This is a genomic window from Streptomyces pinistramenti (assembly GCF_020564935.1).
GTDB lineage: Bacteria > Actinomycetota > Actinomycetes > Streptomycetales > Streptomycetaceae > Streptomyces > Streptomyces pinistramenti.
This window is the reverse complement of the sequence record NZ_JAJCXB010000007.1, coordinates 1-11,713: the sequence shown is the minus strand read 5'-3', so window position 1 is coordinate 11,713 and position 11,713 is coordinate 1. Positions and strand designations below refer to the sequence as shown.

Annotated in this window: 9 protein-coding genes and 1 tRNA gene; 6 read left to right on the top strand and 4 right to left on the bottom strand. The window is 69.4% G+C overall.

The genetic code is table 11. From position 1 onward, the window contains the following. The first annotated feature begins 100 nt into the window (after positions 1 to 100). Both LIU39_RS07130 and LIU39_RS07125 read left to right on the top strand, forming a co-directional pair. The gene (locus LIU39_RS07130) at positions 101 to 973 is read left to right on the top strand and encodes a DUF4184 family protein (protein WP_227045714.1); all 873 of its coding nucleotides are present in this window, start codon (positions 101 to 103) and stop codon (positions 971 to 973) included. Between the two features lie 151 nt (positions 974 to 1,124). Continuing rightward, positions 1,125 to 1,580, top strand: a complete 456-nt coding sequence (locus LIU39_RS07125; protein WP_227045713.1) for a pyridoxamine 5'-phosphate oxidase family protein — start codon at positions 1,125 to 1,127, stop codon at positions 1,578 to 1,580. Positions 1,581 to 1,697: 117 nt separating this feature from the next. On the opposite strand, the gene polA is transcribed toward LIU39_RS07125, so the two are convergent. Next, entirely contained in the window at positions 1,698 to 4,436 is a 2,739-nt protein-coding gene (gene polA, locus LIU39_RS07120) for a DNA polymerase I (RefSeq protein ID WP_227045712.1), read from the bottom strand. Positions 4,437 to 4,689: 253 nt separating this feature from the next. On the opposite strand from polA, the gene LIU39_RS07115 reads away from it, so the two are divergent. Beyond that, positions 4,690 to 6,975 carry an FdhF/YdeP family oxidoreductase gene (locus LIU39_RS07115; RefSeq protein ID WP_227045711.1) on the top strand — a complete coding sequence of 762 codons (2,286 nt, stop codon included), beginning with the start codon at positions 4,690 to 4,692 and terminating at the stop codon, positions 6,973 to 6,975. A gap of 114 nt (positions 6,976 to 7,089) precedes the next feature. Continuing rightward, the gene (locus tag LIU39_RS07110; RefSeq protein ID WP_227045710.1) at positions 7,090 to 7,563 is read left to right on the top strand and encodes a PaaI family thioesterase; all 474 of its coding nucleotides are present in this window, start codon (positions 7,090 to 7,092) and stop codon (positions 7,561 to 7,563) included. Between the two features lie 103 nt (positions 7,564 to 7,666). Here LIU39_RS07110 and LIU39_RS07105 read toward each other — a convergent pair whose 3' ends face one another. Continuing rightward, positions 7,667 to 8,317 carry an ANTAR domain-containing response regulator gene (locus LIU39_RS07105; RefSeq protein WP_227045709.1) on the bottom strand — a complete coding sequence of 217 codons (651 nt, stop codon included), beginning with the start codon at positions 8,315 to 8,317 and terminating at the stop codon, positions 7,667 to 7,669. Positions 8,318 to 8,405: 88 nt separating this feature from the next. Here LIU39_RS07105 and LIU39_RS07100 point away from each other — a divergent pair. After that, a tRNA-Leu gene (locus LIU39_RS07100) sits at positions 8,406 to 8,488 on the top strand. 86 nt (positions 8,489 to 8,574) lie between these two features. After that, positions 8,575 to 9,363, top strand: coding sequence for a helix-turn-helix domain-containing protein (locus tag LIU39_RS07095; protein ID WP_227045708.1), 789 nt, complete (start codon positions 8,575 to 8,577; stop codon positions 9,361 to 9,363). A gap of 51 nt (positions 9,364 to 9,414) precedes the next feature. On the opposite strand, the gene pyk is transcribed toward LIU39_RS07095, so the two are convergent. Both pyk and LIU39_RS07085 read right to left on the bottom strand, forming a co-directional pair. Further along, entirely contained in the window at positions 9,415 to 10,851 is a 1,437-nt protein-coding gene (gene pyk / locus LIU39_RS07090; RefSeq protein WP_227045707.1) for a pyruvate kinase, read from the bottom strand. 143 nt (positions 10,852 to 10,994) lie between these two features. After that, positions 10,995 to 11,681, bottom strand: coding sequence for an SIMPL domain-containing protein (locus LIU39_RS07085; RefSeq protein ID WP_227045870.1), 687 nt, complete (start codon positions 11,679 to 11,681; stop codon positions 10,995 to 10,997). Positions 11,682 to 11,713 lie beyond the last annotated feature (32 nt).

Genomic DNA, 11,713 nt, shown 5'->3' with positions numbered 1-11,713 from the left:
CCCCTGCGCTCCAACTGAGGTGACACTACGACACCTCGGGCCGTGCATCTACCACTCCCATCGGCCGACATAATGATCCGAATCGATCAAGGAGAGGCGCATGCCGTTCACTCTCAGCCATGCCGCGGCAGTGCTTCCGGGGCTGCACCGGACGGGCACGGCACGCGGCCCGCTGATCGCGGCCGCCCTGGTCGCGGGGTCCTTCGCACCCGACCTGACGTACTTCGCGGACAGCGTCATACCGGGCGCGATGCGCTTCGGGGAGGTCACCCACTCCCTGCCCGGAGTGCTGACCGTGGACGTCCTGATCACCGCCGCCTTGACCGGCGGCTGGCTGCTGGTGCGGGAGCCACTGGTTGCCCTGCTGCCCCGCCACCGGCAGGACCGGGTGTACGCCGTGGTCCGGGGCCGCCCCCTGCGCCCACGGGGGCCGCGCGAACTCGCCGCGTCCGCCTGCTGGTTCTTCGTCTCTGCGGTGATCGGGGCGGCCACGCATGTGGTCTGGGACGCCTTCACCCACGCGGGCCGCTGGGGGACGCGGCTGGTGCCCGTGCTGAACCAGATGGTCGGCGGCATCCCGCTGTCCGCCTCGTTGCAGTACGCCACCTCCGCGCTCGCCCTGGCGGCGCTCGGCTGGTTCCTGTGGACCGCGCTCCGGGAAACGCCCGCCTCCGGGGGCGACGGCCGGCCGGCTGGAACGGTGCCGGGCGCCGGCCCTGCCGCCATCCCCGTAATGAGCGTGCGGGCGCGGCTGCTGCTGACCTTGCCGGTCCTCCTGTGCGTGGTGGCCGGCGCCGTACAGCGCACGGTGCGGGCGCACGCGGTCTACGGCGACGCGGCGACCTGGTTCGACTACGTCCCCTCGGTGCTCTTCGGCGGCGGCGCCGGTCTCATCGTGGGGCTCGCGCTCTACGCGGCGGCCGTGCGACTGCGCTGCCCGAGCCGCACGGAACACCGGCCCGCCCGGGACTGACCAGGCACCCGGCACCGAGGCCGGCCCTTCGGGCGTCACGCAGTGGTAGCGATCCGTCGTGCCCTACCGCTGTGCCCTACGGCCAAGGGCCCATCTCCCGTACGCCGTACGGCCGAGGTGCCGCCCCGCCGGGCGTCGCTAGCCTGCGGAGATGACACAGCACCCTCCTGCGCGCAACGCCGAGCAGCGGAAACGGGACGTTCTGAAGCGGCTGGAGACGGATATCGATGCCTGGGTGTCGACGGCGGCAGCGGACGGCACACCCTGCCTGGTGCCGCTGTCGTTCGTGTGGCACCAGGGTCGACTGGTGATGTCCACCCGCGCGGCCAATCCCACCGCCCGCAACCTCATGGCGGGCGGTGAATGCCGGATCGCCGTGGGGCACACCCGGGACGTGGTGCTCCTCACGGGCACCGCCGAGGCCGTGACGTCCGACGTATTGGCCGACGGTGCGGGCAAGGCGTTCGCGGCGAAGCTCGCCTGGGATCCCCGGGGGAAGGATCCGTGGATCTTTCTCAGCTTCCGGCCGCGGCAGATCATGGCCTGGCGCGAGCAGAACGAGCTGGCGGACCGGGAGTTGATGCGGGACGGCCACTGGCTGGTGTGATCCGGGAGCAGCCGCACCCCGGCGGGGCCGCCCCTGGCCACCCGGCAGCACCGGGCCCGCACTCACCGAGGTGACTCCCCCGGCGAGTACGGGCCTCCAGTGCGGGCGGCAGTGGACTCAGTGCGCCGCCGACTCCCAGTCCCCGCCGGAGCCGACCGAGACGTCCAGCGGCGCGCGCAGCTCGACCGCCGCGGCCATTTCGCGGCGGACCAGCTCCTCGACCTTCTTGCGCTCGCCGGGCGCCACCTCGACGACGATTTCGTCGTGCACCTGGAGCAGCATCCGGGACTCCAGCTCCGCGGCCCGCAGCGCCTCGTCGACCTTCAGCATCGCGATCTTGACGATGTCGGCCGCGGTGCCCTGGATCGGGGCGTTCAGCGCCATCCGCTCGGCCATCTCGCGGCGCTGGCGGTTGTCGCTGTTGAGGTCCGGGAGGTAGCGGCGGCGGCCGAGAATCGTCTCGGTGTAGCCGGTGGCGCGGGCCTCCTCCACGACGCGCTGGAGGTAGTCACGCACCCCGCCGAAGCGCTCGAAGAAGTTGTCCATCAGCTTGCGGGCCTCATCCGGCTGGATGCCCAGCTGCTGCGAAAGACCGAAGGCCGACAGGCCGTACGCCAGGCCGTAGGACATCGCCTTGATCTTGCGGCGCATCTCCGGGTCGACCTGGTGCTTCCCGACCGAGAAGACATGGGAGGCGACGGTGGTGTGAAGGTCCTCGCCGGAGGTGAACGCCTCGATCAGGCCCTCGTCCTCGGAGAGGTGCGCCATCACCCGCAGCTCGATCTGGCTGTAGTCGGCGGTCAGCAGCGACTCGAAGCCCTCACCGACGACGAAGCCCCGGCGGATCGCCCGGCCCTCGTCCGTCCGCACCGGGATGTTCTGGAGGTTGGGATCCGTCGAGGACAGCCGGCCCGTCGCCGCCACCGTCTGGTTGAACGTGGTGTGGATGCGGCCGTCGGCACCGATGGTCTTGATCAGGCCCTCGACAGTGGTGCGCAGCTTGGACTGCTCACGGTGCCGCAGCATGATCACGGGGAGTTCGTTGTCGGTCTGCGCGGCCAGCCAGGCGAGTGCGTCGGCGTCGGTGGTGTAGCCCGTCTTGGTCTTCTTCGTCCTGGGCAGGCCCAGCTCACCGAAGAGGACCTCCTGGAGCTGCTTGGGCGAGCCAAGGTTGAACTCGTGCCCCGCCGCGGCGTGCGCCTCCTGCACGGCCTGCTGCACGGCTCCGGCGAACTGCTGCTCCATCTGCTCCAGCCAGCCCCGATCCGCCGCGATGCCCGCCCGCTCCATCCGGGCCAGCAGCCGGCTCGTCGGCAGCTCCAGGTCGCGCAGCAGCTCGGCGGCGCCGACCTCCGCCAGCTTGGTCTCGAAGGCCGCGCCCAGATCCAGGACCGTCCGCGCCTTCCCCATCAGGGCGTCCGCCTCGGCCTCCTCGTCGGCGCCGAAGGCCAGCTGCCCGCTGCCCGCGGCGGCCGGCGCGAGATCGCGGCCGAGGTACTCGACGGACAGGGCGTCCAGAGCGAAGGAGCGGCGGCCGGGCTTGACCAGGTAGGCGGCGAGCGCCGTGTCGATGGTGACACCCTCGATGTGCCAGCCGTGCTCGCCGAAGACCCGCATCAGGCCCTTGGCGTTGTGCATGACCTTGGGCCGGGCGGGATCCGCGCTCCAGGCGGCGAACGCCCTCTCATCGGCCTCGTCCAGCTGCGTCGGGTCGAACCAGACCGCCGGCCCGTCGGCCGCGGCGAGCGCCACCTCGGCGACACTGCCGCTGCCCAGCGACCACACGTCGACGGTGGACACACCCAGCAGCCCCGCGCCGTGCTCGGCCAGCCACGGGGCCAGCTCGCCGGCACCGGCCACCGTGCCGTCCACCTCCACGCCGCCGGCCGGAGCGGCCTCGTCCGCGACTTCCTCCGTACCCGGGTCGACGGCGTGCAGCCGGTCCCGCAGGCCCTGATTGCGGATCTCCAGACCGTTGAGGAAAACCGCCAGCGCCTCACGGTCGTACGCCTCGCGGACCAACGCGTCCGGGCCGCAGGGCAGCGAGACGTCACGCACCATCTCGGTCAGCCGACGGTTGAGCTTGACGGACTCCAGGTGGTCGCGGAAATTCTGGCCCGCCTTGCCCTTGACCTCCTCGGCCCGCTCCACCAACTCGGCGAACGAACCGAACTGGTTGATCCACTTCGTGGCCGTCTTCTCGCCGACCCCCGGGATGCCGGGGAGGTTGTCGGACGGGTCGCCGCGCAGCGCCGCGAAGTCCGGGTACTGCGAAGGCGTCAGGCCGTACTTCTCGAAAACCTTCTCCGGAGTGAAGCGGGTCAGCTCCGAGACACCCTTGGTCGGATAGAGGACCGTGACGTCATCGGAGACCAGCTGGAAGGAGTCGCGGTCACCGGTGACGATGGAGACCGCGAAGCCCTGGGCGGTCGCCTGCTCGGTGAGGGTGGCGATGACGTCGTCGGCCTCGAAGCCCTCCACGGCGAACCGCTTCACCTTCATCGCGTCCAGCAGCTCACCGATCAGCTCCACCTGGCCCTTGAACTCATCGGGCGTCTTGGAACGGTTCGCCTTGTAGTCCGGGAACTCCTCCGAGCGCCAGGTCTTGCGGGAGACGTCGAACGCCACCGCGAAGTGCGTGGGCGCCTCATCACGCAGGGTGTTCGCGAGCATCGACGCGAAGCCGTAGATCGCATTGGTGGGTTGCCCCGTGGCGGTCGTGAAATTCTCCACGGGCAGGGCGAAGAACGCCCGGTAGGCCATGGAATGCCCATCCATCAGGAGCAGACGGGGACGGCCGCCCCCCGCCGCTTCGGTGCCGGTCGCTTCGCTCTTCTTCGCTGCCTTTGCTGCCACGCCCCCGATCCTGCCACGCCCCACTGACAATCCCCGCCGCGACGGCCGTCCCCGCACCCCGACCGTCGCCCGCGACACCGCAATCACCGTCCGTGGCCGCCGCGGACAGGTCCGTCACCGCAGTTATCCACAGGCTCCCCCGCGCCCCTGCACCGTCCGGCCGCTCCGTGACAGGATCACCTGTGCATCACAACACCCCGTCCCGCCCGCCCAGTCGCGAGACGGCCCGGCACCCGGCTCAAGGGAGAACGCGATGGCAGGCAAGCCGCCCGCAACCGACCCCGTCCAGGACGCACCCGAGGTCGGCGAGCCCCAGCATTCCGCCGTCGGCCTGCCGGCCATCACCCACGCCCTGCGCATCTCCCAGAAGCAGATGGGCGTCCGCCGCACTGCCCTCACCCTGCTGCGCGTCAACCAGAAGAACGGCTTCGACTGCCCCGGCTGCGCCTGGCCCGAAGGCGACCAGCGGCACACCGCCGAATTCTGCGAGAACGGCGCCAAAGCCGTCGCCGAAGAAGCCACCCTGCGCCGCGTCACACCGGAATTCTTCACCGCCCACTCCGTCGCCGACCTCGCCGGGCGCAGCGGCTACTGGCTCGGCCAGCAGGGCCGCCTCACCCAGCCCATGTACCTCGCCGAAGGCGCCGACCACTACGTCCCCGTCCCCTGGGAGCGCGCCTTCGACATCCTGGGCGAGGAACTGACCTGCCTCGACTCCCCCGACGAGGCGGTCTTCTACACCTCCGGCAGGACCAGCAACGAAGCGGCCTTCCTCTTCCAGCTGTTCGCCCGGGAATACGGCACCAACAACCTCCCCGACTGCTCCAACATGTGCCACGAGTCGTCGGGCTCCGCACTCACCGAAACCATCGGCATCGGCAAGGGCAGCGTCCTGCTGGAGGACCTCTACAAGGCCGACCTCATCATCGTCGCCGGGCAGAACCCGGGCACCAACCATCCCCGGATGCTCACCGCGCTGGAGAAAGCCAAGGCCGGCGGCGCCAAGATCATCTCGATCAACCCGCTGCCCGAAGCCGGCCTGGAACGCTTCAAGAACCCCCAGACCCCACGCGGCCTGGCCGGCGGCGGAACCGCCCTCACCGACCTCTTCCTCCAGGTACGCCTAGGCGGCGACCAGGCACTCTTCCGCGCCCTCAACCGCCGCATCCTGGAAGCCGAAGGCGCCGTCGACGAGGACTTCATCCGCGAACACACCCACGGCTACGAGGCGTTCGCCGAGGCCGCCCGCGCCGACGACGACTGGACCGAGACGCTCCGCGCCACCGGCCTGACCCGCGAGGAGATCGAGAACGCCCTCGGCATGATCCTCGACTCGCGGCGCACCATCGTCTGCTGGGCGATGGGCCTGACACAGCACAAGCACTCCGTCCCCACCATCCGCGAAATCGTCAACTTCCTCCTGCTCCGCGGCAACATCGGCCGCCCCGGCGCCGGCGTCTGCCCCGTACGCGGCCACAGCAACGTCCAGGGCGACCGCACCATGGGCATCTTCGAACGCCCCAACGACGCTTTCCTCGACGCCCTGGAAAAGGAGTTCGGCTTCGCACCGCCCCGGGAGCACGGCTTCGACGTCGTCCGCGCCATCCGCGCACTGCGCGACGGACAGGCCAAGGTCTTCTTCGCCATGGGCGGCAACTTCGTCTCCGCCACCCCCGACACAGACGTCACCGAAGCCGCGGTACGCCGCGCCCGCCTCACCGTCCACGTCTCCACCAAGCTCAACCGCTCCCACACCATCACCGGCGCCCGCGCCCTCATCCTGCCGACCCTCGGCCGCACCGAACGCGACCTCCAGGACAGCGGCGAACAGTTCGTGACCGTCGAGGACTCCATGGGCATGGTCCACGCATCCCGCGGCCGCCTGGAACCCGCCAGCCCCCACCTGCTGTCCGAGACCGCCATCGTCGCCCGCATGGCCCGCCGCGTCCTCGGCGACACCAGCCGCACCCCCTGGGCCACGTTCGAGAAGGACTACGCGACGATCCGCGACCGCATCGGACACGTCATCCCCGGCTTCGAGGACTTCAACACCAAGGTCGCCCGCCCCGGAGGCTTCGCCCTGCCGCACGGCCCCCGGGACGACCGCCGCTTCCCGACCGCCACCGGCAAGGCCAACTTCACCTCGGCACCCGTGGAGTACCCGACAGCCCCCGAAGGCCGCCTGCTGCTCCAGACACTCCGCTCGCACGACCAGTACAACACCACCATCTACGGCCTCGACGACCGCTACCGCGGCATCAAAAACGGCCGCCGCGTCATCCTCGTCCACCCCGACGACGCCCGCGAACTGGGCTTCGCCGACGGCGAGTACACCGACATCGTCAGCGAATGGACGGACGGCAGCGAACGGCGCGCACCCGGCTTCCGCATCGTGCACTACCCCACCGCCCGCGGCTGCGCCGCTGCCTACTACCCCGAGACGAATGTGCTCATCCCGCTCGACCACACCGCCGACACCAGCAACACCCCCGCGTCCAAGTCCGTGGTGATCCGCCTGGAACAACCGCAGGAGAGCTGATCCGGCGGCCGTGCCGCACGGAAACCACGACCCCGTGCTGAGCGCTTGCTCAGTGGCCTGATAGGAACAGGAACGGATCGACGACGATCAGGCGAGCGAACGGAGCCGAACGCCATGGGTGAGCAGCACAGCACCACGTTTCCGCAGGAAATCCTCGACCGGTGGGCCGGCCTCGGCCACGACCTGCCCGCACTCTTCTCCGCCGGACACCTCGGCCGACGGATGAGCGTGCAGGTCCTGGAAGCCGCCCCCGACCGCGTCGTCGGCACCATGCCCGTCGAAGGCAACACCCAGCCCTACGGGTTGCTGCACGGCGGCGCCTCCGCGGTCCTCGCCGAAACCCTCGGCTCGGTCGGCGCCATGCTGCACGGCGGCCCCGGCAAACTCGCCGTCGGCGTCGACCTCAACTGCACCCACCACCGCGGCGCCCGCTCCGGCCTGGTTACCGGCATCGCCACCCCCGTCCACCGTGGCCGCTCCACCGCCACCTACGAGATCGCCATCAGCGACGAGCAGCACAAGCGGGTCTGCACCGCCCGGCTCACCTGCATGCTCCGCGACGCGGACCCCGACACCCACCGCAGCTGAACCGCCCCGGGGCCCGCACGCGAGTGGCCCCGCACCGGTCACCGGTACGGGGCCACTCGGAGCGGCACGCAACGCTGCATTCGCCCGCCGCGCACAGGTCCTTCTACAGGTCCTTCTGCTTCTTCTCCGCGGCGTCCTCGATGACCGCCTCGGCGACCTGTTGCATCGACAGCCTGCGGTCCATCGACGTCTTCTGGATCCACCGGAAGGCGGCCGGCTCGGTGAGGCCGTACTGGGTCTGCAGAATGCTCTTCGCGCGGTCCACCAGCTTGCGCGTCTCCAGACGCTGGGAGAGGTCGGCGACCTCCTTCTCCAGCGTCTTCAGCTCGGTGAACCGGCTGACGGCCATCTCGATCGCGGGAACCACGTCGCTCTTCGAGAACGGCTTCACGAGGTACGCCATCGCGCCCGCGTCCCGCGCCCGCTCGACCAGCTCACGCTGCGAGAACGCGGTCAGCATCAGCACCGGCGCGATGCTCTCCTCGGCGATCTTCTCGGCCGCCGAGATGCCGTCGAGGATCGGCATCTTCACATCGAGGATCACCAGATCGGGACGGTGCTCGCGGGCCAGCTCGACGGCTTTCTGGCCGTCCCCGGCCTCACCGACGACGGTGTAGCCCTCCTCCTCCAGCATCTCTTTGAGGTCGAGACGGATGAGAGCCTCGTCCTCGGCGATCACGACGCGCGTGGTCAGCGGCGGGACATGCGACTGATCGTCATCGGCGGCGGGCTGCTCGGGCTCGGGGGCGCTCACGGGACTCCTTGTTCAGGCAGGTGGTGCCCTTGCAGCCTACCTAGAGGCAGTCATCGTGATGCACACGGTAGGGTGTCTCTCGCAACCGGCCCGGTTGGTGGAACTGGTCAGACACGCGGCTCTCAAACAGCCGTGCCTTCGGGCATGTGGGTTCGAATCCCACACCGGGCACCTCTGAAAACAAGCGGAATTGCACGATCCCGTGAACCGCACGCGGTTTCGCTCCACGCCCGTGTTTCGTCACGCACAGTGAAGCAATGAACCTTCACGGCACAGACTTACGGCATCGGGCGGTCGCCCAACTTCGCACAGGTGCGAGGAACGCCGACGTCGCCCGCGCACTGGGCGTGCCCATCGGCACCATTGGCTACTGGCGGCACATGGACCGCGCCGAGCGCGGAGAGTGTCCCGGCACTCACGCCCCGAGGTGCCCGCGATGCGACGGTCGCGAGCTCGACGACGCGGCGTACGCCTACCTCTTGGCCCTCTACCTCGGTGACGGCCACATCATCCAGTGCTCGGCGCACCGCGTACCGAGCCTCGTGATCGCGTGTGGTGACGACTGGCCGGGCCTCATGGACGCCTGCGAAGCAACGATGCGCGCGGTCTTCCCCGACAACTCCGTGTGCCGGGTCCGCAGGACCGGCTGCCACTACGTGAAAATCTACTCCAAGCACTTGTGGTGCATGTTTCCTCAGCACGGCGAGGGAAAGAAACACGAGCGTCCGATCGTTCTCGAACCCTGGCAACAGCGGATCGTGGATGCACATCCATGGGAGTTCGTCCGTGGACTGATCCACTCGGACGGCTGCCGGATCATCAACTGGACAACACGGTTCGTGGGCGGCGAACGCAAACGCTATGAATATCCGCGGTACTTCTTCGCCAACAAGTCCGACGATATTCGTCGGCTGTTCTCGGACACCCTCACGAAAGTCGGCGTGGAATGGACCGTCCTCGCCCGCGGGAGCGACCCGTTCAGCATCTCCGTAGCCCGCAAAGCCTCCGTCGTGCTCATGGACGCGCACATAGGGCCGAAGTACTGACAGGGGCGCAGTCAGGACCTCGGCCCGGCATCAACGTGTGCGGGGGTGGGGCTACTTCGGGGAATCGTCCTCGCCGATGCGGTGGACGCGTACGAGGTTGGTGGAGCCGGCGACGCCGGGTGGGGAGCCGGCGGTGATGATCACGACGTCGCCCTTCTCGCAGCGGCCGATCTTGAGGAGTTGCTCGTCGACCTGGGCGACCATCTCGTCGGTGGAGTTGACGGTCGGTCCGAGGAAGGTCTCCACGCCCCAGGTGAGGTTGAGCTGGGAGCGGGTGGCCGTGTCGGGGGTGAAGGCGAGGAGGGGAATGGGTGAGCGGTAGCGGGAGAGGCGGCGGACGGTGTCGCCGGACTGAGTGAAGGCGACGAGGAACTTGGCGCCGAGGAAGTCGCCCATCTCGGCGGCCGCGCGGGCGACGGCGCCGCCTTGGGTGCGGGGCTTGCTGCGGTCGGTGAGCGGCGGGAGGCCCTTGGCGAGGATGTCCTCCTCGGCGGCCTCGACGATGCGGCTCATGGTGCGGACGGTTTCGGTGGGGTATTTGCCGACGCTGGTCTCGCCGGAGAGCATCACCGCGTCGGTGCCGTCGATGACGGCGTTGGCGACGTCGGACGCCTCCGCGCGGGTGGGCCGGGAGTTGTCGATCATCGAGTCGAGCATCTGGGTGGCGACGATGACCGGCTTGGCGTTGCGCTTGGCGAGCTTGACGGCGCGCTTCTGGACGATCGGCACGGTTTCCAGGGGCATTTCGACGCCGAGGTCGCCGCGCGCGACCATGATGCCGTCGAAGGAGGCGACGATGTCGTCGATGTTGTCGACGGCCTGCGGCTTTTCGACCTTGGCGATGACAGGGAGGAAGCGGCCCTCTTCGCGCATGATGCGGTGGACGTCTTCGATGTCGCGGCCGCTGCGGACGAAGGAGAGGGCGATGATGTCGGCGCCGGTGCGCAGGGCCCAGCGGAGGTCGTCCTGGTCCTTCTCGGAGAGGGCGGGGACGGAGACGGCGACGCCGGGGAGGTTGAGTCCCTTGTGGTCGGAGACCATGCCGCCTTCGATCACCAGGGTGCGGACGCGGGGTCCGTCGATGCCGGTGACTTCCAGGGTGACCTTGCCGTCGTCGACGAGGATGCGTTCGCCGGTGGTGACGTCGGCGGCGAGGCCCTCATAGGTGGTACCGCAGAGTTGGCGGTCGCCTTCGACGGCGGGCTCGACGGTGATGGTGAACTCATCGCCGCGTTCGAGAAGTACGGGCCCTTCGCGGAATCGGCCCAGTCGGATCTTCGGGCCTTGAAGGTCGGCGAGGATGCCGACGCTGCGGTGGGTTTCTTCGGATGCGGTGCGGACCCGGTCGAAGCGCGCCTCGTGGTCGGCGTAGGTGCCGTGGCTGAGGTTGAAGCGTGCGATGTCCATTCCGGCATCGACGAGGGCTTTGATCTGCTCGTACGTGTCGGTGGCGGGTCCTAGTGTGCAGACGATCTTTGCTCGGCGCATGGTTCGACCCTATGACTTACCCATGGGTAGAGAACTGTGTGGAAGTGACTGCCCAACGTCCTCTCGGTGAAAGGCTGTTGACAAGTATTGGAATGCGCGCGGTGGCGCTCCGATGAGCGGAATTCCGGGGGTGCGGGCGGGGCTCAGAGTGCGGGGCGGGTCATGGTGAAGCGCGCGTTGACGTGGGCGTAGACGGTCTGGCGCTGGGGTTCGAGGTCGAGCGCGGGCGTGTCGGCCTGGGGCGGTGGGCCTCCGGCGTAGCCGCCGAAGGAGCGTCGGGCGCCCGGGGCTGCGGGCATCGGCGGGGTGTTCTCGGCGCCGATGTCGGCGAGTTCGACGAGGGCGTCGAGGCGGGCGCCGAGCGCTTCGGCGTATTCGCGGGCGCGTTGGACGGCTTCCCGTACGGCGTGGGTGCGGGCGTCGCGGTGGGCGGGCGAGTCGGGGCGCAGGTTCCACCAGGGGCCGTCGACGCGGGTGAGGTCGAGGTCGGCGAGGCGGGTGGTGAGTTCGCCGAGGGTGGTGAAGTCGTTGAGGGTGGCGGTGAGGGTGACGCGTCCGTGGTAGGCGCGGATGCGTTCGTGGCGGCCCTTGTCGGAGAGTTGGGGGGTGAGGCTGAAGGAGCCGGTTTCGAGTTTTTCGATGGCGTCGCCGTAGCTCTTGATGAGGGCGAGGGCCTGCTCGTTGCGGCGGGTGAGGTCGTTGAGGGCGGAGGGGCGGTCGGTGCCGCGGGCGCTGACGGTGACCGTGATGCGGGCGATTTCGGGGTCGACCTCCAGGCGCGCTTCGCCGCGTACGGCGAGGCGGGGGGTGTCGGGGGTGCCGTAGGGCAGGGCGTCGGTGGTCGGCTGGGCGGGGGTGGGGT